This window comes from Nocardia brevicatena NBRC 12119 (genome assembly GCF_000308495.1).
Taxonomy (GTDB): Bacteria; Actinomycetota; Actinomycetes; order Mycobacteriales; family Mycobacteriaceae; genus Nocardia; species Nocardia brevicatena.
The window spans coordinates 69222-93600 of the sequence record NZ_BAFU01000052.1 but is presented as its reverse complement, the minus strand read 5'-3'; the positions used below and the strand labels follow the sequence as shown (position 1 = coordinate 93600).

The following is a 24379-nucleotide window of genomic DNA, read 5'->3' as shown; positions in this document are numbered from 1 at the left end:
ACCACACGAGCATCACCGCCTCCGACCGGGGACGCTCGCCTCTGAGAAAGGCCGTCCGCCAGGCTTGTCCGGCTTCGGCCCGTGCGCTGCATGCTCATTGCCTCCCGAACGGCCGGCATTTCCCACGGGTCTTCCCGGTGATCACGGAGCTGCGCCACCACGAGCGCCGATGCACGAGATTGCCATCCGTTCGCCGGCCGCGAAGCGAATCGGATTCACGCCGTAATATGATCGCGCAAAAGAAAAGAACGACTTCCTGTGACGACAGGAATGAACACCGACAGCGGGAGAGTGAATCATATGGCAGGCCGTTATTCTGTGGTGATCAAGAAGAAAGCGCTCAAACGGGTGGAAAAGCTGCTCGCCGAGGGGAAATCGGTCAATGCCGCCTGCACGGTTGTCGCCGAGCAGTTGGGCCAACCGTCGGTCGCCACATTGGCCGGCTGGGCCAAGGACGCCGGCCTGGCGGCCGGTACCCCCGCAGCGAAGCCGGCCGAGCCGTCCTCACGTCGTCGCCGCGCCTCCACGCACCGTAACGATGCGAGTGCGGCGGAAGCCGCCCGGTCCGATCCTCTGCCCGAGACCGAGACCGTTCCGGCGGAGGACACGGAAACCGACACCGCCGCACCGGCCGACGCCGTGACACCGGCCGACCCCGAGGCCTCGGTCGAGACCGAAGCTCCGGCGGAGCCCGCGGCGGATACCGCCGACGAGGCGCAAGAGGACAACGCGGGCGAAAAGGACGCACAGGACAGCGACCATTCCGAACACAACGGGGCGGCAAAGCTCAACGGTGAGTCCGGCACGCTGGTGCGCATCTCCAACTCGGAGCCGATGACACTGGATTCGCATATCACCATCGATGACCTGGTCGCCGAGATCCGCAATCTGCGGGCGGCCTTGAACGATGCGAACGAGGAGAACCGCGCCCTGCGCAATCTCGTCAGCGTCTATGTGAGCCGCTAGGATCCGGCCATTTCGGCGCCGAGACGGTTTCCGATGAACGTACGCCCATCAGGAATTCTGCGGCGCCGCCGAGTCCTCCGAGGCGCGTTCACCGAGTAAGCGGGCACCATATGAGCCGTGCGGACCGTATACCGCCCGGCTCATATGTTCCGTTTCGCGGCGTCATACCGGTCGGCGCGAGCCGGTTGTCCGCCTGTCACATATGAAGCGTGTCCGCCGCCGTCCATTTGCTGTTATGCAATTCACCGATCACGATGCCGCGCCCTGCTCTGAGGCAGGGCTCCCGGTCATCGGTGCCCGGCGGGATGTGGGTCGCGTGACCCGTCGCGAACCTCCGGTCACCCGGCCCACGCGGCAGCGCGGCGGCGCCGAGCGACTCCACACCTTCGACCCGGAATATTCACCGACACATCCCGCCACCGCCGAAAGAGCCGGTTATATCACTCGATGATTTTGGATGTTCACCGGCCCGACAGCCGGGCGATCTGTCGTCGACCGTTTCCATTCGCGACTTCCACAACGATTATCCAGTGGGGTGGACCGGCGTGGGCCCGACCAGCGGGCTCGGTATAAGGAGTGTGATGAGGTACGACGAGTACCGAACGTGCGATGCGGTAGGACTGGCCCGGCTGGTGGGCCGCGGCGAGGTGCGTCCCATCGAGTTGCTCGACGTGGCGCTGGCGCGATATCGGCAGGTCGAGCCGGTCATCAACGCGATAACATTGCTCCTCGAAGACGAGGCCTGGGCCACGGCCGCCCAACCGGCCGGTGGGCCGTTCTCCGGTATTCCGTTCCTGATCAAGGACCTCATGCAGGACTACGCGGGTTACCCCACCTCCGCCGGTACCGCACCGCTGCGGTCCGTTCCGGCCCCGCGGCACAGTCTGGTGGTACAGCGTTGGCTCGATGCCGGCCTGGTGATCTTCGGAAAGACCACCGCCTCCGAATTCGGCAGCAAGGGAGTCACCGAAACCCGCACCTTCGGCGCGACCCGCAATCCGTGGGATCCGCACCGTAGTCCGGGCGGGTCATCCGGGGGGTCGGCCGCCGCGGTGGCCGCGGGTGTCGTTCCGATGGCCGGCGCCGGCGACGGGGGCGGCTCGATCCGTATACCGGCGGCCTGTACCGGCCTGTTCGGCCTGAAAGCCGGCCGCGGCCTGATCCCGAACGGTCCGGCGACCGGCGAAGCCATCTACGGGGCCGCCACCGAAGGCGTACTGTCCCGCAGTGTCCGCGACAGTGCCGTCATGCTGGATGTGCTCAGCGTGCCCGATCCCGGCGCCCCGTATATCGCGGCCCGCTCCGACCAACCCTATGCCGATGCCGTGGGCACGCCCCCGCCGCGGCTGCGCATCGGATTCACCGCCGAGTCTCCCCTGGGCACCCCGGTTCACCGTGAGGCCGTGGCCGCTGCCGAGGACGCGGCCCGGCTCCTGGAGTCCCTCGACCACGATATCGAGCCCGCGGCCCCCGTCTTCGACGGTGCGCAACTGGCGCAGGATTTCATGACGGTGTGGACCGCGCAATTGGCCGCCTCGGTCGACGACGCCTGCCGCACCACCCGCGCACGCCCCGGTGATTTCGATATCGATACCCAGATCATGGCCGCGGTCGGTCGCGCCGTCAGGGCACCCGCGCTGGTGCGCGCCCACGAACGCTGGAACGACTACACCCGCGCTCTGGCCGAATTCCACGGCACCTACGACCTACTCCTCACCCCCACCCTGGCGGAGCCTCCGCTGCCCATCGGCCGCGACCACACGCCCACCCCGGTGGCAGCCCTGCTGTCGCCGCTGTTACGGGCGGGTGCGGGACGATTCGTATCACGCACCGGGTTCTACCACGATCAGGTATTCGCCAACCTCAGCGCGGTCCCGTTCACCCAACTGGCCAATGTCACCGGCCGGCCCGCGATGAGTGTGCCCACCTACCGCACCGCTGACGGCCTGCCCCTGGGCACCCAGTTCGTGGCGCCGCCCGGCGGAGAATACCTGCTGTTACAACTCGCGGGCCAGATCGAACAGGCCCGCCCGTGGGCGCACCACCAACCACCACTGGACGGTATCGACCTGTCGTAGCCCCCTCGACCGCCGGGCCCGCCCCCGGCTCCGATGGGTCGGGACCGCGAGCACGCGGCCATTGTCGCCCGCAGCCGCCGGTGCCGGAGCAGGAGCGCCGGTGCGGCCCCGGCAACCCCCCGACCCCAGGCGGGTACCGGGCTCAGGCGGAGGCCGGAAAGCGTCGGTGACTCGGTGCGGCCCTCACCCGAGAAAGCAGGGGCCTGTACACCCGGACATAGATCGCGATCAGTGGCGTGATGCCCGACCCGCTGTACGCCCGTCGGTCAATTCCGGACGGGTTCCTCGGCGAGCAGACGGCGGAAGCGGCTGCCGTGAAAAACCAGGGGCTCCACCTCGGCCGAGGTCGCCAGACGGTCGATACGCAGAAGCGCCACCTTGTGGTCGCCGGCAGGCACCTGCGTTTCGACCGTGCCCTCGAACCATGCCGAGGCCCCGTCGATGAAGACCGCCCCCCGGCGCCCGCGGTGGATCTCCACGCCCCGGAAACGGTCGATACCGCGGGTACCGAACGCCCGCGCGGCGTCCTGCTGGCCCGTGCCGAGCAGACTCAGGCCGAGACGCCCGGCCGTGGCGAGCCGGATCCAGGTCTCCGAACTGTTCTGCACGCAGAACGAGACCAACGGCGGATCCAGCGATACAGGGACGAAGGTGCTCACGACCAGCCCGTGCCGCACCCCCTCGACCTCCGCGCAGACGGCTACCACCCCGCTGGGAAAGTGAGCGAAGGCGCGCCGCAGTCCGGCACCATCGGTGGGAACGTCGTTCAGATCGGCCATGATTCGTTGATCCTCTTCTCGTCCCGGTGCTTCGCCGATCAGATGACGCCGTGCAGCGGCGGCGGGGTGCCGTGCAGCAGGGATCGGCCGATGTGCTGGTATTTCCAGCGCACCGGATCGTGCAGGGTATGGGTGCGGGCATTGCGCCAGAAGTGGTGCAGGTTGAGCTCGGCCGCGGCGCTGCGAGTGCCGCTCACCTCGAACAGGGCGCTCGATACCTCGGTGGCGGCGCGATCGGCGAGCACCTTCGCCGTCGCCACCGCGATCGAGGCGTCGCTCACCTGCGCGGGCCGGTGCCGGGCGCTGTCAACGGCCGCTCCGGCCCGTTCCAGTGCGGCTTCGGCGGCGGTGACAGTGACCGCGAGCTCGCCGAACCGCTGAACGACCAGTGGGTCGTCGATCGCACGCTCGACACCCGCCTCGAACCAGGGGCGGCTGCGCTCCCGGACGAAGTCGGCGGCCGCGGTGAGCGCGCCGCGAGCGATGCCGGTATCAATGGCGGTGTGCAGCAGCTGCGCGAACGCGCCGTAAGCGGTCGGGGCGTCCACTGCGGCGCTGCGGTGCACCAGCTGATCGCGGTCGACCCCCACGCGGTCGAAGGTGACGGTTCCGCTGCCTGTGGTGCGCTGCCCGATACCGTTCCAGTCATCGATGATCTCGATCCCCGCGGTATCGGCCGGAAGGTAGGCGATGTACTGGCCGGGCGGCAGACCGGAGCGGCCGTCCGGGTCGTCGAGGCGGGTGAGCACCGCCAGCAGGTCCGCGAACAGCGAGCCAGTGCAGTAGTACTTGACCCCGTCGACACGGAACCGCCGCCCGTCGTCCACGGGGCGGATGGTGGTGGCGATCTCGGCGACGGTGGCACCGCCACGCTCTGATTGCGCGTTGGCGATCCGAGCGCCCTCGAGGACCTGACCCAGGTATCGGCGCTGTTGCGCTTCGGAACCGGCCAGTCTCAGCAGGTTCACATAGACGAAGTGGCTGTGCGGGATCTGGGCGATATTCGGGTCCGCGACCGCCAGCAGTCGCACCACCTCGGCCAGATCACTCGATGCCAGGTCCGCTCCACCGAGCGCGGCGGGCACGGTGGCGGCCAGCAGACCGCTGGCCGCCAAGCGGTCCACCTCCGCGAACGGCAGCTTCCGGTCGCGGTCGCGGCGGGCGGCGCCGGGCGCGAACTCCGCCGCCAACCGAGCGGCGACGGCACGGGCCTGCTCGGCCGAGGTGATGCGCTCGGCCCCGACGGCGGTCATTCGCCCGCGACCGCGACGGGTGTGCGCGCGGCCTCCAACTCTCGCACCAACGGCAGCACCTTGGCGCCGAAGTATTCGATTTCCTCCTGGAAATGCAGGAAACCACCCAGCACGAGGTCCACGCCCAGATCGCGGTAGGCGACGATCCGTTCGGCCACCTGTTCCGGGGTGCCGATCAGTTTGGTGCGGAAACCGTCATTGTACTGGACCAGATCCTCGAAGGTGGAGTCGGCCCACATACCCTTGCCGTCCCGGGCGGAGGCGCCGGCCTGCCGGACGGCGTCGCGGAAGCCTTCGACGGCAGGTTTGTTCGCCTTCTCGATGATCTCGCGGAGAGTGTCACGGGCTTCCTTTTCGCTGTCGCGGGCGATGATGAAACCGTTCAAACCGAATTTGACCTCACGCCCGGACTGCCTGGCGACGGCGCGCAGGTCGTCGAGCTGTTCGGTGACGCCGTCGAAGTCCTTGCCGTTGGAGAAGTACCAGTCGGCGTAACGACCGCCGTTGCGGCGCGCTGCCGTGGAGTTACCGCCCTGGAACAGTTCGGGGTTCGGCCGCTCGGGAGTGTTGAGCGGTTTGGGTTTGAGGGTGAAGTCGCGGATGCGGTAGAAGTCGCCGCCGTAGTTCACATTGTCCTCGGTCCAGATCTTGCGGATGACCTCGAGGAACTCCGCGCTGCGCCGGTAGCGTTCATCGTGTTCCAGCCAGGGTTCGCCAAGGGCGGTGAATTCCCCGGCGAACCAACCGGATACCACGTTGATGGCGAACCGTCCGCCCGACAGGTGATCGGCGGTGGCGCCGAATTTGGCGAGGACCGCGGGATGCCACAGGCCCGGGTGGACGGCGGCGATCACCTTGAGCCGTTCGGTGGCGCCGAGCAGTGCGAGGCTGAACGAGGTGGATTCGTGCTGGTATTCCGCACCGTAGGAAGCGGTGTAGCGCACCTGGGACAGCGCATAGTCGAAACCGTTGCGTTCGGCGGTCTGCGCCAGTTTCTTGTTGTAGTCGAAGTCCCAGCTCGTCCGCTGTTCGATATCACTGGTGACCAGACCGCCGCTGACATTGGGTACCCAGTAGGCGAACTGGACCTGATCGGTGATCTTCTCGGTGGTCATCCCTGCTCCCGCTGCCTGCCGTGGACTCCTCGAATGGGCGCCGGGCGTGGCAACAAACGCCCGACGCCCATTCAGTTCACCAGCGCCGTGAACGTCGGACGAGGGTTTGAATCTGTCCGATCCGATTGCCCCAGGCGTGGGCCGGCCCCAGGTCAGGACACGGTTGCGGCCGATGCCGTATAGGTCGACCGGTCGAACCGGCCCGCCGGCCGGAACTTCTCCAACAGGACACCCGCGTCTTCTCCGGTGATCTCGGTGAGGTAGGCCTGCGCGTCCTCGGTCGAGTTCACACCCAGGAAGGGCTGGGGCCGGTGCAGTAGGCCGACGAGCGCGCTCGCGAACCGGGGATCGACCGCGGCGGCGGCGAAGAACTGATTGCCGATCTCACCGAATTCGGGATCGCTCAAAAACAGGCGGGTGACCTTCGCGGCGGCATCCGAACGCACCGCCAGAAACGATTCGTACTGGGCGGTGATCCACGCAGCGTCGAACGGACCCTCGTGCGCCTTGACCGCCTCGACCAACCGCTGCGCCTGGATCAGCCCGCTCTGCGCACCCTGACCGGCGATCGGATCGTAAGCCACGGAGGTGTCGCCCAGCGACGCCACCGTATGGCCGCCGGGGGTGGTGCCGACGCCGGCGCGCACCACGGGCCGCACGGCGCCCTTCAGCCAGGAGTGCGGATCGGACTCGATCACCTTGGTCGCGAGTACCTCGGGCAGGTCCCAGTCGAGGTAGTCGCGGTACAGCTCTTGCACGATTCGGTGCGCCGAATGGGCGGAATCGGCGGCGGCGAACCGCTTCTCCCAATCGCTACCCGGCCGCGCCCAGCCGAGAAATGCCCAGCTCGGACCCACATCCTTGTGCAGGTACGGCCCCCACCACGCCTCACCCTGTTCGGCCAGGATGGAGAATCCGCTGCGTCCCCCGCCTGCCGGGCTGCGGTGCGCGAAAACCGATTCGTCGTAGCCCAGGCCGGTGACGGTCACCGTCAACAGGCTGCGCTGGGGCACGTCGTAGACGGTGCGGGTGGTGTCGATCGGGAACAACTCGGACAGACCGCCGCGTCCGGTCGCGACCAGGGTCAGGTCGTTGGCGGCGGCGATGGCGTCCAGTTTCTCCGGGGTGACATCGTCGACGACGAAGGTGCCGCCGCGTTCGACGAAGGCATCGAGCCGCTCCCCGGCCTTCAACCGGGTGTCCACGGCCAGGCCGACGTATCCGTCGAATTCGCCGTCGAAGGCGATGAGTTCGTCGCCACCACCGGCGATCCGGACGGTCAATCCGCTGTGCAGCGGTGCCCGGTCACGGTAGGTGGGCAGGCCCAGTGCCTCCTCGGCGTCCTGTGCCTCACCGAAGACCAGGGCGGTGCCGGTGGCGGGAACATCGTTGCGCAGGGCGTCCCGGTCCAGATTGCTGTATACGGTGACGTCGAATCCTGCGTCGAGCAGGCCGAGCGCGGCGGTGGCGCCGGCCTGGCCCGCGCCGATGATCGCGGCCTTACGAGTAGTGGGAGTGTGCTGAGATGTCATGGCACCATCGTTGTGCCGCCGAGCGCGCCGCCCGAGAGTTGCGATCACCGAGAAATCAATAGCGAAAAACCCAGGACGACAGGCTTTTCCGAAAGAGCGAATACCGGCGGACGTATCGGCGCGCCGGCCCGCCGTTCTACGATCCCGTCGTGTCGTTCCGTATCGAACCGCTCACCGGGGACCGCGCCGGACAGTACCGGCAACTCGCCGACCAGGCCACCGCGCTGGTCGCCGGCGAATCCGACCGTATCGCCAATGCCGCCAATCTGGCCGCCCTGGTGTTTCACTCGCTGTCGGAGGTGAACTGGGTCGGCTTCTATCTCTTCGATGGCAACGAGCTCGTCGTCGGTCCCTTCCAGGGAAAACCGGCATGCGTCCGTATCGCGCTCGGCAAAGGTGTCTGCGGGATCGCCGCCGCCACCCGCCGAACCCAGATTGTCCCGGATGTGCACACGTTCCCGGGGCATATCGCCTGTGATGCCGACTCGCGTTCCGAGATCGTGGTGCCGCTGGTCCACGGCGACGAACTCGTCGGCGTCTTCGATCTCGACAGCCCTCGAGCCGCGCGATTCGACGAAACCGACCGTCGCGGTCTGGAGAGAATCAGCGAGATCTTCGTTCATTCCCTCTCCCCGCCCTGAACCGCCCCGCCGGCCGAGGGCCGCCCGATGAGCCCCGAAATTCGGAAGCCGGCGCCGGCGAGAAGCCGGTCGACGCCCGGCGCGCATGTACAGGGCGAACGTTCCCGCCGGATTCACCGGTTTCGTCCGGACCAACCGGGTCGACACGATCGAACCGCTGCTTCATCGAGCTGCCGGCCCGGCCGAACCGGCCACGGTATATCGGTCCGCCGCCGTGTTGCGCTCGCCCGCGCTCCACGCGAACGGCAGGTCCGCACCGTTGAGCAGGTGGTCGCCGATCGCCCGAGCCTTCTGAATCGCCGGATTGTGCACCGAGATGGTTCGGGCGTTGCGCCAGTGCCGGTCCAATCGCAGCCGTTCCGACGTGATGGACGCCCCACCCACCTCGAACAGCTCACTCGTGGCCGGAAGGACCGTGTCGATCACCGCGAGCTGCGCCCGGGCCGCCGACAGTTCCACTTCCACCAGAGCCTTCTCGTCCTTCGCACCGGCGGCCAGGACGTCGTCGAGTAGTTCGGCCACGGCCAGAACGGTGGCACGGGCACTGAACGCGGCCGCCGACAATCTGCCGATGACCTGCTGCACCAATGGATCGTGCCGCGGCAGGTCGGCGGCGGAATGAGTGTAGCCGCGGGTGCGTTGCCCCACCCACTCGCGGACATCGCGTTCGGCCCGCTGGGCGATACCGGCGAGCACGGCCAGCTGGACCAACTGCAGGTAGGCCGTGGAATAGGTCGGGCCGGCGGCACCGTAGCCGGGGCCGAGGATCTGCTCGTCGCGCACCGCGACATCGATGAACTCGGTGGTGCCGCTGGCGGTGAGGCGCTGCCCGAAACCGTCCCAGTCGTCGTGCTGACGCACCCCGTCGGCGTTCGCGTCGACCAGCAGCCCGACCCGTTCACCGTCCCGGTCGGCCGCCACCAAAATATGGTCGGCGTACAGCGAACCGGTGCTGTAGTACTTGACGCCGTTGAGCAGCCACCCGTCCCCCTCGGGGGACAGTCGGGTCCGGTATCGGTCCACCGCGCCCACTCCGGGTTCGGTGATGGCGTTCCCGACCAGCGTCCCCTCGGCGACAACGCGTAGCCACCGCTCCCGGTGCGGGCCCTCCTCGGCGAGCAACTGGTCTTCCACGAATGCCCAGTGCACCCGCAGCGCCTGCGGCAGATTGGACTCGGCGGCGGCCAGTTCGATCAGCTGCCGGAACAGCTGTCGCACACCGGCCCCGAAACCACCGTATTCAACGGGTACGCGCAGCGCGCCGAAACGCGCCTCGCGCAGCCATCCCACCTCCTCGTAGGCGAGCCTGCGGTCGGTTTCCCGCGCGACCGCGCCGGCGGCGATGCGTTCGTAGATCGGGGTGAAGATCTCGTCGAGTCCGGCATCGGAGACCGAACGTGCAGTGGTGGAAGTCATCCCCCCACGATGGCCGGAGACCATCCCGACCTCACCGGTTACGCGCACCGCGATCGAAATACCCGCCGGTGGCCGTCGATCGCCGATAAGAATCGGCTCGATTCGAACCGGTGACCGGGAACACCTGCGACACCACAATCAGGGGTCGGCCAGGCTCGGAGCCGGCCCACGGACATATCCCCCGGCATGTATGTGCCCTTGAAGGAGATCTGAGGATGAGCCTGTCGTTCCACTGGTTTCTGCCCACCTACGGTGACTCGCGCGGTCTGATCGCCGGTGGCCACGGAACCGCCATGTCCGGCGACCGGCCCGCGTCGCTGCGCTACCTGAACCAGATCGCGGGCGCCGCGGAGGAAAACGGCTTCGAGGCCGTCCTCACGCCGACCGGGGCGTGGTGCGAGGACGCCTGGCTCACCACCGCCATGCTGGTGGAGACCACCGAAACCCTGAAGTTCCTGGTCGCCTTCCGGCCGGGACTGGTGAGCCCGACGCTGGCCGCGCAAATGGCCGGCACCTTCCAACGCCATTCCCGTGGCCGGCTGTTACTCAATGTGGTGACCGGCGGCGAACCCCACGAACAGCGCGCTTACGGCGATTTCCTGGACAAGGAGCAGCGCTACGAACGCTGCGGCGAATTCCTGCACATCGTGCGCGAGCTGTGGCGCTCGCACGAACCGTTCACCTTCGAAGGCAAACACCTCTACGTGCGCGACGCGCTGTTGAACAACCATCCCGATCCGGTGCCGCCGCTCTTCTTCGGCGGCTCGTCCGCCCCGGCCGGGCCGGTCGCCGCGCAATACGCCGACACCTACCTCACCTGGGGTGAACCACTTTTCGCGGTCAGCAAGAAACTCGAGTGGATCCGCCGCCTCGCCGTCGACAACGGCCGGCAGTTGAGCTACGGCCTGCGTATCCACGTGATCACCCGCGACACCTCCGAAGCGGCCTGGGCCGAGGCCGACCGACTGCTCGAGGGTATCGATCCCGCCGATGTGCAACGGGTCCAGGCGAATCTGGCCCGTAGCGAATCCGAAGGCCAGCGGCGCATGGTGGAACTGCACGGCGGCAGCACCGACCGGCTGGAGATCGCCCCCAACCTGTGGGCGGGCGTGGGGTTGGTGCGCGGCGGCGCGGGCACCGCGCTCGTCGGCTCGCACGAAGAGGTGGCCGAACGCCTCATCGAATACTCGCGCCTGGGGATCACGCATTTCATCCTGTCCGGCTACCCGCATGTCGAGGAGGCCTACTGGTTCGGGGAGGGCGTACTGCCGATCCTCGAGCGGCGTGGGCTGTGGCGTTCCGCCGTGCGCCGGTCCACCCGACCTGCCGCCACCCCGTTCGCGACGGCGTCCACCAGCTGAGCACGTGGGATCACCGACAATGACCGACCTTTCGGCGGGTGCTCCGCCCTCGGCACCGGTTCGCCTTCCATGAGCACGGCAACCGCGACAAGGGCCGCCGCTCCGGCGCCGCCGGTTCCCACGGTCCCACGACGTTGGCGGCGGCGCGCGACCGCCGCGCCGTGGGCCGTGCTCGGCTTCGCCCTGTTCCTGACGGCCTGGTACCTGTGTGTCGATGTTCTGTCGCTGCCGCGGTTCCACGCCCTGCCCGGGCCGATCGAGGTGTTTCGCGAATGGGTGAGCACCGATCCCGTGTACGGGACGTCCCTGTTCACCGCCTCGTACTACGAACACATCTGGGCGAGCGTGCGCCGGGTCACCCTCGCGTTCACCGCCGCTCTCGCGACGGGCATTCCGCTCGGCCTGCTGCTGGGATGGTCGATACGCTTTCGCCAGTACGTGTTCCCCGTATTCGAGGTGATCCGGCCGATTCCGATCCTGGCGTGGGTTCCCCTGGCTATCCTCATGTTCCACAGCCAGGAGAGCTCGGTCGTCTTCCTCACCTGTCTGGCCGCCTTCTACGCCGTCACGCTCAACACGTTACTGGGCGTGCGGTCGATCGATCCCGACCTGGTCCGCGCCGCGCGCTGTCTGGGGGCGCGGCCGGTGGACGTGCTGTGGACCGTGGTCGTACCCGGTGCGCTGCCCTATATCTTCACCGGCCTGCAGATCGCGATGGGTGTCGCCTGGTTCTCGCTGGTGGCGGGCGAGATGATCGCCGGCGAGTTCGGGCTCGGCTACCTGATCAACGCCTCCTACACCACCACCCGGTACCCGACGATCGTGATCGCGATGATCACACTCGGGCTGGTCGGATTCGCGTCCAGCGCGTTGATCCGGCTCGTCGGCAACCGCCTGATGGCCTATCGCACGCGAGGCCGGGCATGAACGCTCGGCGCCGGCGGCCGCGACGCGAGCGCCACCCCGCAGACGTCCGTTCGTGGCCCGGAAGCCCCGACCCGAGCGGTCGACACCGGAAGCGGCAGCGCGGCGTCACCACGCGGGCGCCCTTTCATTCCTCGGAAGGCACAGCATGAGTGGGCATCTGGTTCTCGACGATGTCGGCAAGGTCTACCGCACTTCGCGGGCGCCGGTAACCGCGGTGCAGGGATGCAGTCTCGAGATCGCCCCGGGCGAACTGCATGTGATCGTCGGGCCGTCGGGCTGCGGTAAGAGCACCCTGCTCGGCGCGGTGGCGGGTTTCACCGAGATCACGTCCGGCCGGATCGAACTCGACGGCGAACTGTTGTGTGGTCCGGGACGTCCCTCCGCGGCGATCGGCTCGGACCGCGTGGTGGTCTTCCAGGACAGCACACTGTTCCCCTGGTTCACGGTCGCCGAGAACGTCGTCTACGGGCTCACCGTCGGACGCCGGACCGGACGCCGCGCGGCGCTCGACCGGGCGCGGGCCCTGCTCGACCAGGTGGGGCTGGGCGAACTGGCCGACCGGTATCCGGGCGAACTGTCCAGCGGTAGCCGGCGGCGGGTGGAAATCCTGCGCGCGCTCGTTCTCGAACCCGCGGTGCTCCTACTCGACGAACCGTTCCGCGGAATGGACGCGGTCTCACGAGCCGGGATGCATGAGGCGCTGCTGGAGATGTACGACCGCGCGGGCGTGACCGTCCTGTTCATCACCCACGATATCGAGGAGGCGGTCTACCTCGGCAGTCACGTGACGGTGATGACCACCCGTCCCGGCCGGGTGAAGACCACCATCGAGATCGGCCTCGACCGCCCCCGGGATCACACCGTGGTGACGTCCCCCGAGTTCCGCCGCCTGGTCGGCGAGGTATCCGACGCGGTCCGTGACGAGGCCCGACTCGCCTTCGAGGCGGGGGAACGGGAGATGGCCGGATGAGTATCGGGATCACCGGGAATTCCGACATCAGAACCCTCACCGCCGGTGCGGCCGCCCTGCGGCGGGGCGCGGTCGGGCTCGTGGTCGCGGTTCTGGTCTGGGAGGTGGCGACCCGCCTCGACGACTGGACCGGTCTGCCGGTCCCGATGGTATGGCGGCTGCCGCCACCGAGTGCCGTGGTGGCCGATTTCGCCGAACTCGCCGCCGCCGCGGGCTACTGGAACAGCTGGTCGCTGTCCTTCCAGCGGGTATTGGCCGGTTTCGCGGCCGCGCTCGTGGTCGGCGGCGTGCTCGGACTGCTCATGGCGACGCGACCCCGGTTTCGGCAGGTGGTCTTCCCGGTGTTCGAGGCGCTGCGGCCCATTCCGCCGCTGGCCTGGGTGCCGCTCGCGATCATCTTCTGGCCGACCTCGGAACTGTCCATCACCTTCGTCACTTTTCTCGGCGCCCTGTTCCCGATCGTGCTCAATACGGTCGGCGGCGCGGAGGCGATCGATCGGCGGCATGTGTTGGCCGCCCGCTCGATGGGCGCCGGGCGCTGGTTCCTGTTCCGCGGGGTACTGCTGCCGGCCATCCTTCCGTCACTGGTGACCGGGGCGACGGTCGGGATGGGGATCACCTGGGAAGTGGTGGTCGCGGCGGAGCTTATCTCCGGCGGCGGCGACAGCTCCGGTGACGGTGGCCTGGGCTTCCTCGTATGGAACGCCTATCAGGGCAACAACCTGCCCCGGGTGATCGTGGCGATGGTGAGCCTCGGTATCGCCGGCTATGTTTCGAGCGCGGTGGTGCGACTGCTCGGCAAACGACTGACTCCATGGCAGCAGGTGACACCATGACCGGAAACGGGGCGGGCGCGGTGCGTTTCGAGCACGTGACCTTCGAGGTCGATGCCGGGCCGGACTCGGTGCCGGTCGTCGCGGACTGCTCGTTCGATGTCGCGGCCGGTGAGATCATTGCGCTGCTCGGGCCGTCGGGATGCGGCAAGTCCACTCTCGGCTATCTGCTCGCCGGATACGAGCGGCCCACGGCCGGCCGAATCGTCGTCGACGGACGGCCGGTGCGCGGCCCGTCCGCCGAGCGTCTGCTGCTGTTCCAGGAGAACGCGCTGATGCCGTGGCTGACCACCTTCGGCAATGTCATGTTCGGGCCACGCGCCCGCGGCACGGACGGCCCCGAGGCCCGGAAAACCGCCACCGATCTGCTCGCTCGAATGGGATTGGCCGACTTCCGCGACCGCTACCCCGGCGAACTGTCCGGTGGGATGCGCCGGCGGGCCGAGCTGGCACGGGCACTCGTCAACGAACCCGCGGTCCTGGTGCTCGACGAACCATTCCGCGGTCTGGACGCCATGACACGGGAACTGATGCAGGAGTATACCGCGCAACTACTCGCCGAACACCGACGCACCGCGCTGTTCATCACCACCGATATCGACGAGGCCCTGCTGCTCGCCGACCGACTACTGGTGCTGGCCCACCGCCCGGGCCGGGTACGCGCCGAGTTCCGGATCGCGCTGCCCCGACCGCGGCAGCGCACCGATCTGCTCGGTGACAACGACGTTCAACACGTCAAAGAGCGTGTGCTGCACCTGTTGTCGGCACCCGACGAACCGGCGGAGATATCGGCCGGTCGATGAGCCTCCCCACGGAAGGTAGAAGTGATTCGATTCGGTTCCACGATCGTCGCCCTGGCGGCGGCCCTGGCCCTGACCACCTCGGCGTGCGCGGCCGTCGGCGATCTCGGCGGTAACGACCTGGGCTCGGAAGGGGACCCCGTCCATCTCACGGTCGGATACCAGCCGTATTACACCGAGGCATGGACCGGCGTGGTGATGCGCGGCAAGGAGTTCTGGAAGAAGTACCTGCCGGAAGGCTCCACGGTGGCCTTCGAGATCGGGCTACAGGGCTCGATCGTGGTCAGCCAGATGCTCGCCGGGAAACAACAGATCGGGTACGCGGGCGATATGCCCTCGATCGTGGGAACCAGTAAACGCGCGACCCGCGACCTGCGAATCGTCTCCACCCTCGGCCTGTCCCAGGATCAGTGCGGCGTCTTCCTGGTCCGGCCCGACGCCCCCGATTTCGCCACCCAGCAGGAGGCCGTCGGATGGTTCGGCGGTAAAACCATCGCCACCCCGCAGGGCAGCTGCACCGACCGGATCGCCCAGTCGAGCTTTCAGCGGCTGGGTGTCGAACCGGGCTCTTATCTGAACCAGAGCCTGGATGTGATCACTTCGAATTTCGAGAGCGGCAAGATCGACGGCGCGATCGTCTGGGAGCCCACAGCGTCCAAACTGGTCAACGCCGGCCTCGCCAAGCGGGTCGCCAGCGGTGCCTTCGCCGATCAGCTCGACGGCGGGTTCATGCTGATGGACAAGGAATTCCTCGATACCCGACCGGAGGTGGCCCGGGGCTGGCTGCAAGCCGAACTGGACGCCCAGCGCTTCCTCGCCGACCCGGCGAACGCCGATGAGGTCGTCCGACTGGCCCAGGAGCAGACCGAAGGCTTCTCCGACAAGGACCTGCGCGATTCCCTCTACCGCAGCTGGGCCCCCGCCCAGGGCGGCAGCCCCGACAATATCCGGCTGCGGCTGCCGTTCGCCCCCACCGGGGACAGCGCGGAGCTCGTTGATACCGCGGTCGAGTTCCTGTACCGGATCAAGTCGATCCCGGCCGCCGAACTCCCCGAGGGCGCGGTCCGGCCGGAGCTCGCGACGAAGGTACTCGAGGAGGCCGGTATCGATCCGGCCGAGGGAGTGGGGACCGTGCGCGCCGAATGAGCGGGGCGACACACTACGGCCGATGTACACGCAACGCCGGTCGGAAATACGTACCGCTGAACGGGTGACCGTCCATCGCGACCCCGGACCGGTACTCAGTGGCGCGACCCGCGAGGACCGGATGCCGCCAGGGGATGCCGCCGAGATAGCAAGCGGCGAGCGCGGACATATCGATGCCGAGGTCGGCGGGCGCGTTCACTCTGGTGACCCCGTCGTCCGCGATCCGGTACGTCCCGGTATCGGCCGGCAGGATCGGATCGGTGATGGCGACGACCACCGACGGGTCTTGCCGGTAGGTGCGTCGCGCCGGGCGGCCGACACTCCGAGCACCCGGCTCCGGTTCGGTCAGCCCGTCACCGGGCTATGGCAAGGCCGCGAGGCCGCCCCGCCGGACACCTCCATACGGTCACGGGCCGGAATTCACGACCGCACCGGATGCCGAAGCGTCGGAGCGGTGCGGCGGCCACGGCACGAACCGCGGGATATACCGGTACATCACCGCACTGCCGGTCGCGGAGATACAGCCCAATGCGGCCACCGCGAAACCGAGCGGCACGACCGTCGCCGCCACGCCGACGGTCAAGGGTCCCAGGAACATACCGGCGTCATGGGCGAGCCGCCAGGCGGCGAGGAACTCCGCGCGAGTGGCCGGCGGCGCCACATCGGCCCCGAGCGTCATGATGACCCCGTTACCGCAGCCGTTGCCGATCCCCATGATTACCGCCACCACACCGATCGACCACAGGTCGTGACCGAACGGCAGCGCGAAATACGAGACCGCGATGATGAGCAGCGACGGCACCGCGATGGCCCGACGGCCGTAGCGGTCCATCAGCTGCCCGGCCGGATAGGAGAAGGCCAGATCGAACGCGGCACCGACGCCGAAGACAACCGATGTGGAGGCCACGTCGAGCCCGATATGGTCGGCCCATAGGGGCAGTGTCGCCTCGCGGGAGGCACGTGCGGCGCCCATCAACAGCGCGCCGGTACCCAGGGTTGTCAGCAGCCTCTGGTGCCGGCCCACGATGGCGCCGAGTGACGCCCCGCCCGGTGCCGCCTCCGCCGCGCGGGGCGGGTCCGGCACCCGGGCCATCAGATAGCCGGAAACGACGACCGCGACCAGCTGAACGGCGAAACCCCCACGCGTACCCACGCCGAGGATCACCAGCGCGCCCAGGAACGGGCCGATGAGGAAACCGAGCCGCCACATCAGCGCGAAGGTCGCCATGGCCCTCGCCCGCATCGGCACGGGCACGACCTCCGCAAGATAGCTCTGCCTGGCCAATCCCCACACCGCGTTGGACAGCCCGGTCAGCACCGCGCCGGCCGCGAGCACCAGCGGGGTCCATGCCACCAGTGACAAACCCACGCCCAGCGCCCCCAGCGTGCTTCCGGTGATAATGGCGCGGCGTTCCCCGAACCGGGCCACGACCCGCCCCGCCGGAAGATCGCCGAGAACGGCGCCGAGCCCGACAAGGGCGACGATCGCCCCCGCGCCACCGACCGAAGCACCAAGGTCACGCGCGATGAGTGCAATCACCGGCGCCCCGGCACCCTGCCCGATACCGAAAACGGCCGAGGGAACGAAAACCGTGGGAATCAGAGGCTTCAGTGTGGCGGCGGCAGCCCTCATGCGCTCGCTTCGCGGGCGGTAGGGGCGTACCTGTTCACCGGGTGGTCGAGACCGTAGTGGCCACGCAGCGTCGAGGCGGTGTACTCGGTGCGGAACAGACCGCGTGCCCGCAGGGTCGGCACCACCTGGTCGACGAAATCCTCGAGGACGCCGGGCAGATATGGCGGCATCACGTTGAAGCCGTCCGCCGCCCCGGCCTCGAACCAGGCCTGCAGATCGTCGGCTATCTGTTCCGGGGTGCCCGCGATGGTGCGGTGACCGCGGCCGCCGCCGAGCTTCGCGATCAGCTGCCGCACGGTCAGCGACTCCCCGGCAGCCAGATCCTTCACCAGCTGGTAGCGGTTCTTGTTGCCCTGAATCTGTTCGATCGGGGGCAACGGCGGCAGTGGGACGTCCAGGGCGTGTGCGGTGAGGTCGATCCCGAGCATCTGCGATAGCTGCCGCAGCGAGTACTCCGGCGAGATCAGATCGGTGAATCCCTGTTCCAGATCCCGGGCCGCCTCCTCGGTGGCGGCGATATACGGGACGATCCCGGGCAGGATCTTCACCTCGTCCGGATTGCGGCCGAACTTGACCGCGCGGGCCTTCACATCACGGTAGAACGCCTGGCCGTCGGCTATCGAACGTTGTGCGGTGAAGATCGCCTCGGCGTAGCGGGCCGCGAAATCCTTCCCGCTCTCCGATGATCCGGCCTGCACCAACAGCGGCCGACCCTGCGCCGACCGCGGCGTGTTCAGCGGACCGCGGACCTTGAAGCGGGCGCCGTCGTGGTCGATGGTGTGGACTTTGTCCGGATCGGCGAACCGCCCTGTCCGGGCGTCGAGAACGAGTGCGTCGTCCTCCCAGCTGTCCCACAGTGCCGTCGCCACATCGACGAATTCGGCGGCACGGATATAACGTCCGGCGTGGTCGGGGATCGTGTCGAACCCGTAGTTGGCGGCCTCGTCGACACCGCCGGAGGTGACAATGTTCCAGCCGGCGCGGCCACCGCTGATGTGGTCGAGCGAGGCGAACTTCCGGGCCAGCGTGTAGGGATCGTTGTACCCGGTGGACGCGGTCGCGATGAGCCCGATCCGCTCGGTGACCACGGCCATCGCCGACAGCAGGGTGATCGGCTCGAACACGGCCTGGGTATTGTGTGCGATCCGGGGGCCGACGGCGAGTCCGTCGGCGAAGAACACCGAATCCAGTTTTCCGCGTTCGGCGATCCGCGCCAGCTCCTGGAAGTGGGTCACCTCCCGGATGCGGCGCGCGTCGGTGCGTGGATGACGCCACGCGGCCTCATGGTGTCCGACGCCCATGAGGAAGGCGTTCAGATGGAATTGTCAAGACATCCGTTCCCGTTCAGTGTGTCGGACGCCAGCGTGACAGCCGGCGCTCCAGGGTGACGATGAGAGCATTGAAGACCAGGCCGACCAGCGCGATGGTGATGATGCCCGCGTACATGTTCGGAATCTGGAAGTTCAACTGGGAGGCCGTGATCAGATAGCCGAGCCCGGCCTTGGCACCCACCATTTCCGCGGCGATCAGTACGAGGATGGACGAAGCGGCGGCCATGCGCAGACCGGTGAAGATGGTCGGCACCGCGGCGGGCAGCACCACCTTCCGGAACAACCCGGACGGTGAGATACCGAGAGACCGCGCGGATTTGACGAGCAGCGGATCGACGGTGCGCACTCCGGTGATGGTGTTCAACAGAATGGGGAACGCGCACGCGTAGACCACCAGCGCCACCTTGGACGTCTCACCAATACCGAGAATCAGCACGAACACCGGCAGCAGCGCCAGGGCCGCGGTATTGCGGAAGAGTTCAAGGATGGGATTCAGGAATTCCGCGACCGGCCGATACCAGGCGATCGCGACGCCCAGCGGAATCGCGACCGCGACCGCGACGGCGAATCCGGCGAGGGCCCGCGACAGGCTGGTCGATACGTGCTCCCAGAGTTGCCCGTTTCCGGCCAGGTTGAAGAAGGCGTCGACGACCTCGCTGAAGGGTGGCAGAAAGACCTTGTCCACCAGTCCGGCGCGTGGGGCCGCCTCCCAGACGGCAAGGAACGCGAGAACCGCGATCGCCGATTTGAAAACCCGCCAACCCAGGCCACCCGCACGCCGGCCGGCAGCGCGGAACAGTACCGAACCGGATGCCGACGGCGCGGCCTCGAGGGGCGCGGAGCTCGTCTCGGAGATGGGCAGAGCACCCGCGGTCGGGGTGACTACGGCGCTAGACATGCTGTGCCTCTTCGCTTGTCGTGATCTCGGCAAACTCCTGCGAGCGCGCCCGTTCCACCTCGTCGTGCAGCAGCGACCAGATCCGATGGCGCAGGGCGCGGAATCCGGCGGCAGAACGGACATCGTCGACATCGCGGTCGATGTCGATATCGACGATGTGCTTGATCCGGCCGGGCCGCGACGTGAGCACCGCGACCCGTTGTCCGAGGTAGATCGCTTCATCGATACCGTGGGTGATGAACAGGATGGTCTTACCGGTGGCCTCCCATATGCGCAGCAACTCGTCCTGCAGCGATTCCCTGGTCTGCGCGTCCAGCGCGGCGAACGGCTCGTCCATCAACAGCACCTCGGGGTCGAACGCGAGGCTGCGCGCGATGGCGACCCGCTGTTTCATACCGCCGGACAGTTCGTGCGGATGCCGGTCGCCGAACCCTTGCAGGCCGACCAACTCGAGGTGATGCTCGGCCAGTTCCCGGCGCTCGGCAGCCGGGAGACCCTTGACCTCCAGTCCGAATTCGATGTTCTTGCGTGCCGTGCGCCACGGCAGCAGCGCGTATTGCTGGAAGACGATGCCGCGGTCCAGCCCGGGACCGGTGAGCGGCTCACCGTCCAACAGAATGCGACCGGAGGTCGGCGTGCTCAACCCGCCCAGCAGGTCGAGCAGGGTCGATTTCCCGCAGCCACTAGGGCCCACGAGGACCAGGAACTCACCGGGGGCCACGTCGATGGTGATATCGCGGATGGCGGTGAAATCTTTTTTCTGTCCCCGGATCGGGAACTGCTTGGTCACCTGCTCCAGGCGGAGTTTCGGTGTGGTGTTCGTACTCATTTTCCGCCCGCCAATGGTTGTCCGTCGGGTCCGCTGTTCTCGGTGTAGGTACCGTTGGCGTACGGGTTGTATTCATTGGTGTACAGGTCCTTCGCCACCAATTTCCCTTCCTCCAGCTCACCGTTGCGCACGAGCCAATCGATCCAGGTCTGCAGTTCGCGCTCGGCGACCACCGCGCCCGGCACGGGGATACCGGAACTGCGCCAGTATTCGATTTTCTTGGTGTCCTCGTTGCGATTGCGTTTCTGGATGATCTCCCGGAATTTGGCGACCACCTGCTCACGCGGGGTCACCTGCGTCCACCGGATGGCACGGGCGGTGCCCTGCACGAAATCCCGCACGGCCTCCGGGTTCTTTCGCGATGAAGTCGTCGCGCATCACATACGTTCCGTAGCCGAACGCGCCGAACAGATCCCGGTCGGTGAACAGCGGCCGGATTCCGCCGCGTTCGAGCGCCTTCTCCCGATGAATCGCGCCCAGGGTCGCGACATCGATCTGCCCCTCGCGCAACGCCTGCTCGGTGTTCATCGGCGGCACCACGGTCAACTGGACCGTTTTGATCTCGTCCGGGGTCAGTCCCTGTTGCGCGAGCCATTCGCGGACCAGGAATTCGTGGTGCGCGCCGAGCGTGTTCATGCCGACTTTCTTGCCGATCAGGTCGCGCGCCGTTCGGATCGGGCTGTTCTCCAGTACGTAATAGCCGTGGTACTCGCCCTGGTCGGCACCGTAGGAGCTGAGCAGCGAGAGGATCGGCGCACCGGCGGCATTGAGCTTCACGACCGCACCGTTGAAGGCGGACCCGAAATCGATATCACCGGTGGCGGTTGCCTGGATGTCCTGCGGGCCGCTCGCGGTGTCGCCGACCCACTCGAGTTTCACGTGCCGGTAGTAGCCGAGTTCCTCGGCGAGCTCGTGGAACTCCACATCGCCGGTCCAACCCTGGTATCGCAGGATGGTCCTACCGTCCGCGGTTTTGGCCGTTTCCCCGGCCCCGCAGCCGGTCAGGCACAGCATGAGCGCGGCCATCGCCGCGGCGAGCACCAACAGCGGTGGTCGCCGTCTCGTCTCTGCGGGTCTCGATTGTCGGATCATGGCTCGTCCTTGCGATCTGGGTCGTGGGACTTGTCATGGTGGCATCGGGCGGCAAACGGTTGAATGGTTTACATCGGCCCGAGTAGAACTCCTCGGCAACGGCCGCCCGACTTCTCGAGATTCCCGTCGATCAGTGTTACCTCTTGGCCCGGTAGGTTTACAATCATCGGCGCGGACATTGTCGGCACTGCTTAAAAGGATTGCAGCAGCAGGGATTCCATCTTGTCCCACAATATTTCCGATAACGGTATCGTCGGCGGCATGGAATAGTTACGCATCGAGGCCAACGGCCTTACCTTCTCCGCACTTGCCTGGGGTGAGCCGGACGCCCGACGGCACTGTTGGTGCACGGCTATCCGGACAACGCCCACACCTGGCGTCACCTCGGCCCGGAGCCGGCTACCGCGCCGTAGCCCCTTCACCCGCGGTTATGCACCGACGGACCTCGCCCCGAACGATTCCTATCTCATCACCGACCAGGCCGCGCTGCACTCGGCCCTCGGCGGCGACGGCAACTCCGTTCTGATCGGCCATGATTGGGGAGCGGTCGCGACATGGGCGATCACCGATCGCGAACCGAACCGCTTCCGCAGCTATGTATGTCTCGCGGTCCCGCCGCCCGCGGCGATCCTCCGGCCGTTCACGAGAGTGAAGACCATCCCCATCGGCCTGCGTCAGGCCTTTATGAGCTGGTACTTCGTCTTCAATCAACTGCTCGGTTCCGGGCGCGGCCAAGACCGGGTGATTCCCAAGCTCTGGCGCGACTGGTCTCCGGGCTATGACGGACGAGAAGATATCGAGCACGTATTCCGCGCGCCGGCGGAACCGGGCAGGCGCCGCGCCGCGTTGCGCTACTACCGCAACAATCTCCGAGGCGGTGTGAAGTCCACCTTCGGCATTGCTCCGAAAGCGCCGGCTCTCCACCTGCACGGCGCCCAGGACGGCCGTATGCAGGCCGCGCTCCAGGAAGCGTTCCCCGAGACGCTGCCGGCCGGATCACGAGACGAACGTCTCGAGGGAGTCGGCCACTTCATACAGCTCGAGGACCCGGCGCGGGTCAATGCCCTGATCATGGAATGGATCGGCGCGCCCCGCCGAGGGGCAGGCTCTACCTCTACGCGATCAGCAACGTGAACTCGGGAAGGATCGACGACGTAGCCGTATCGGTCTAATCTGTTACCTACGGCCGAGGGCGGCCCGTCGAAATTGATCTCGGTTTCGGTCCGATGGCTATGGAGATCTCGGTCCTACGGGGCGGGCAAGAATGCCCGATCGAGATGGCGACACCACTCGGGCTCGAGTTGTACAGGCCTGTAGTGGTGGGACGAAGATGAATTCCCACAGATCAGGAGCATAAATCCAGGCAGTCCCGATTCTGTTTCTTGGCGATAAAGCCCAGGCCGGATTTGGTTGCTATGAGACAGTGCCAAACCGTGGGGCGGTTCCTACCGTGGTCTTCAGTCTTATACTGAACCTTTCCCGAGGACTTCGTATGCTTCTTTCGGCCCTTCCGGATCGTCGCGCCGCTGCCGCGCCGCAGGCATCGGCTGTTGCCGATGGCAGCATCGACCTGAGCAACAGCGAATTTCTGGCTGCGGTTCGGCGGGCTGCCACGTCCTTGCGAGCAGCGGGCGTCTCGGCCGGCGACGTGGTGGCAGTCGCACTTCCCGACACCGCCACACTCGTGGTATCAATGTTCGCCGCCTGGCGGCTGGGCGCCACCGTCACCCTGGTCGACCCCTTGGCGACCGCCGCGGATATCGGATTTCAGCAGTTCGATGCGGGTGCGAAGGTTCTCATCGCCGCGCAGCCATTGGTGCGTGCCCCGTCGGCCCAGGCCGTCATACCCGCCGACGAGCTCACTGTGGCGGGTACCGACATCATCGCGACACAACCGAGCGATAACGCACCAGCGCTGATCACCCACACCGGCAAAGGCGAGAGCATGCTGCTCGACCACGGTAACCTCGACGCCTTGTCCCGATTCGTGGTCGAGGTCTTCGCGCTGACCGATACCGACCACAATCTGGTGGCCATGTCGTCGTCTCGGATCAACGGCATCGTGGTGGGCATCTTATCTCCGCTGCTTGCGGGTGGCGGCGTTACCATGGCCGGCCCGAACAGCCCGCGGATGGTCTTCGACCAGATCCAGCACGGTCGTGCCACCTACTTCTCTGCGGAGCCTGCCATGTACACGGCGCTGTCCGCCCTGCCCGGCCGAGCGCGACCGGAGATCTCGTCGGTTCGGTTCGCCATCTGCTGCGAGACCCGGGCCGGCGACGAACTGCGAACCACGTTCGAACACCGCTATGGGATACCGATCATCAACGGCTACGGGCTGAAGGAGGTTTATGAGCGGGCGCATTCGGCCTGTTCCTCGGCACTCGCACCACGCGCATCGTAGACCATGGCGCCGGAAACGCGACCGCCTCCGGCACTGCTACATCTGCGCCCTCACGTGGTATCGGGCTGCAGGATTGTCGATCCATACCAGTAACAGATGAGCAGTGCGAGTTCGACGTCGAGTCCGTCTTCGGAGATGTCCCTACCGCGCTGGGATACCGCCCGTTCGATCCGATACTTCACCGTGTTGAAATGCAGGTCGAGTTCCGCGGCTGCCGCTTTGTAGCCGGCTCGGTTGAGTGGGAACACCCGCAGTGTCTCGCGTAATCGCGCATTGTTGTCATTGTCGACGGCCAGGTCTCCGAGCACCTCGCCGACCCATTGTCTGGCCTCCGCGAGTTCGTTGCCGAGTAAGGCCGCCCCCGACACACCCGGA

22 protein-coding genes and 1 pseudogene are annotated in these 24379 nt (G+C 67.1%); 11 read left to right on the top strand and 12 right to left on the bottom strand.

Annotated elements, in window-relative coordinates:
* The first annotated feature begins 300 nt into the window (after window positions 1-300).
* Both ON20_RS11945 and ON20_RS11935 read left to right on the top strand, forming a co-directional pair.
* The gene (locus ON20_RS11945) at window positions 301-966 is read left to right on the top strand and encodes a hypothetical protein (protein WP_040835269.1); all 666 of its coding nucleotides are present in this window, start codon (window positions 301-303) and stop codon (window positions 964-966) included.
* Between the two features lie 581 nt (window positions 967-1547).
* The gene (locus ON20_RS11935; protein ID WP_040835265.1) at window positions 1548-3044 is read left to right on the top strand and encodes an amidase; all 1497 of its coding nucleotides are present in this window, start codon (window positions 1548-1550) and stop codon (window positions 3042-3044) included.
* Between the two features lie 266 nt (window positions 3045-3310).
* Here ON20_RS11935 and ON20_RS11930 read toward each other — a convergent pair whose 3' ends face one another.
* The 4 genes from ON20_RS11930 to ON20_RS11915 all read right to left on the bottom strand — a co-directional run bounded on the left by ON20_RS11930 (window position 3311) and on the right by ON20_RS11915 (window position 7723).
* Complete coding sequence (locus tag ON20_RS11930; RefSeq protein WP_040835264.1) at window positions 3311-3823, bottom strand: flavin reductase family protein; 513 nt, start codon at window positions 3821-3823, stop codon at window positions 3311-3313.
* 38 nt (window positions 3824-3861) lie between these two features.
* Window positions 3862-5076 (bottom strand): SfnB family sulfur acquisition oxidoreductase, encoded by a 1215-nt coding sequence (locus ON20_RS11925; protein WP_040835263.1) that lies wholly within the window; start codon window positions 5074-5076, stop codon window positions 3862-3864.
* Window positions 5073-6191: a dimethylsulfone monooxygenase SfnG gene (gene sfnG / locus ON20_RS11920; protein WP_040835262.1), complete on the bottom strand. Its 1119-nt coding sequence runs from the start codon at window positions 6189-6191 to the stop codon at window positions 5073-5075. Before sfnG ends, ON20_RS11925 begins: the two co-directional genes overlap by 4 nt.
* A gap of 152 nt (window positions 6192-6343) precedes the next feature.
* Window positions 6344-7723, bottom strand: a complete 1380-nt coding sequence (locus tag ON20_RS11915) for a styrene monooxygenase/indole monooxygenase family protein (RefSeq protein ID WP_040835260.1) — start codon at window positions 7721-7723, stop codon at window positions 6344-6346.
* A 149-nt stretch (window positions 7724-7872) separates the two neighbouring features.
* Between ON20_RS11915 and ON20_RS11910 the strand changes: the two genes are divergently transcribed.
* On the top strand, window positions 7873-8364 hold the full coding sequence (locus ON20_RS11910; RefSeq protein ID WP_040835258.1) for a free L-methionine (R)-S-oxide reductase MsrC: 492 nt from the start codon (window positions 7873-7875) through the stop codon (window positions 8362-8364).
* 162 nt (window positions 8365-8526) lie between these two features.
* On the opposite strand, the gene ON20_RS11905 is transcribed toward ON20_RS11910, so the two are convergent.
* Window positions 8527-9780 (bottom strand): acyl-CoA dehydrogenase family protein, encoded by a 1254-nt coding sequence (locus tag ON20_RS11905; protein WP_051162243.1) that lies wholly within the window; start codon window positions 9778-9780, stop codon window positions 8527-8529.
* Between the two features lie 215 nt (window positions 9781-9995).
* Here ON20_RS11905 and ON20_RS11900 point away from each other — a divergent pair, with 215 nt between their 5' ends.
* From ON20_RS11900 to ON20_RS11875, 6 genes are all read left to right on the top strand, one after another.
* The gene (locus ON20_RS11900; RefSeq protein ID WP_040835257.1) at window positions 9996-11141 is read left to right on the top strand and encodes an LLM class flavin-dependent oxidoreductase; all 1146 of its coding nucleotides are present in this window, start codon (window positions 9996-9998) and stop codon (window positions 11139-11141) included.
* A gap of 69 nt (window positions 11142-11210) precedes the next feature.
* Window positions 11211-12068 carry an ABC transporter permease gene (locus ON20_RS11895; RefSeq protein WP_083864862.1) on the top strand — a complete coding sequence of 286 codons (858 nt, stop codon included), beginning with the start codon at window positions 11211-11213 and terminating at the stop codon, window positions 12066-12068.
* Between the two features lie 145 nt (window positions 12069-12213).
* Window positions 12214-13038, top strand: coding sequence for an ABC transporter ATP-binding protein (locus ON20_RS11890; protein ID WP_040835254.1), 825 nt, complete (start codon window positions 12214-12216; stop codon window positions 13036-13038).
* Window positions 13035-13874 (top strand): ABC transporter permease, encoded by an 840-nt coding sequence (locus tag ON20_RS11885; protein WP_051162241.1) that lies wholly within the window; start codon window positions 13035-13037, stop codon window positions 13872-13874. The genes ON20_RS11890 and ON20_RS11885 overlap by 4 nt, the downstream gene beginning before the upstream one ends.
* Window positions 13853-14674: an ABC transporter ATP-binding protein gene (locus ON20_RS11880; RefSeq protein WP_051162239.1), complete on the top strand. Its 822-nt coding sequence runs from the start codon at window positions 13853-13855 to the stop codon at window positions 14672-14674. The genes ON20_RS11885 and ON20_RS11880 overlap by 22 nt, the downstream gene beginning before the upstream one ends.
* A 21-nt stretch (window positions 14675-14695) precedes the next feature.
* The gene (locus ON20_RS11875; RefSeq protein WP_245547185.1) at window positions 14696-15817 is read left to right on the top strand and encodes an ABC transporter substrate-binding protein; all 1122 of its coding nucleotides are present in this window, start codon (window positions 14696-14698) and stop codon (window positions 15815-15817) included.
* 13 nt (window positions 15818-15830) lie between these two features.
* Here ON20_RS11875 and ON20_RS11870 read toward each other — a convergent pair whose 3' ends face one another.
* From ON20_RS11870 to ON20_RS11845, 6 genes and pseudogenes are all read right to left on the bottom strand, one after another.
* Window positions 15831-16166: a sterol carrier protein domain-containing protein gene (locus tag ON20_RS11870; protein WP_083864861.1), complete on the bottom strand. Its 336-nt coding sequence runs from the start codon at window positions 16164-16166 to the stop codon at window positions 15831-15833.
* A 57-nt stretch (window positions 16167-16223) separates the two neighbouring features.
* Window positions 16224-17450, bottom strand: coding sequence for an MFS transporter (locus ON20_RS11865; RefSeq protein ID WP_051162236.1), 1227 nt, complete (start codon window positions 17448-17450; stop codon window positions 16224-16226).
* Window positions 17447-18766 carry an LLM class flavin-dependent oxidoreductase gene (locus ON20_RS11860; protein WP_040835252.1) on the bottom strand — a complete coding sequence of 440 codons (1320 nt, stop codon included), beginning with the start codon at window positions 18764-18766 and terminating at the stop codon, window positions 17447-17449. The genes ON20_RS11865 and ON20_RS11860 overlap by 4 nt, the downstream gene beginning before the upstream one ends.
* A gap of 28 nt (window positions 18767-18794) precedes the next feature.
* Window positions 18795-19679, bottom strand: coding sequence for an ABC transporter permease (locus tag ON20_RS11855; RefSeq protein ID WP_040835251.1), 885 nt, complete (start codon window positions 19677-19679; stop codon window positions 18795-18797).
* A complete protein-coding gene (locus ON20_RS11850) occupies window positions 19672-20508 on the bottom strand; it encodes an ABC transporter ATP-binding protein (protein WP_040835250.1) in 837 nt (278 codons plus the stop codon). The genes ON20_RS11855 and ON20_RS11850 overlap by 8 nt, the downstream gene beginning before the upstream one ends.
* Window positions 20505-21600, bottom strand: a pseudogene (locus ON20_RS11845) (ABC transporter substrate-binding protein). Before ON20_RS11845 ends, ON20_RS11850 begins: the two are co-directional and overlap by 4 nt.
* Before the next feature lie 276 nt (window positions 21601-21876).
* On the opposite strand from ON20_RS11845, the gene ON20_RS34355 reads away from it, so the two are divergent.
* Both ON20_RS34355 and ON20_RS11835 read left to right on the top strand, forming a co-directional pair.
* A complete protein-coding gene (locus ON20_RS34355) occupies window positions 21877-22734 on the top strand; it encodes an alpha/beta fold hydrolase (protein WP_218002505.1) in 858 nt (285 codons plus the stop codon).
* Between the two features lie 358 nt (window positions 22735-23092).
* Complete coding sequence (locus ON20_RS11835; protein ID WP_051162230.1) at window positions 23093-24004, top strand: AMP-binding protein; 912 nt, start codon at window positions 23093-23095, stop codon at window positions 24002-24004.
* A 50-nt stretch (window positions 24005-24054) separates the two neighbouring features.
* On the opposite strand, the gene ON20_RS38780 is transcribed toward ON20_RS11835, so the two are convergent.
* Complete coding sequence (locus tag ON20_RS38780; protein ID WP_245547184.1) at window positions 24055-24372, bottom strand: PucR family transcriptional regulator; 318 nt, start codon at window positions 24370-24372, stop codon at window positions 24055-24057.
* Window positions 24373-24379 lie beyond the last annotated feature (7 nt).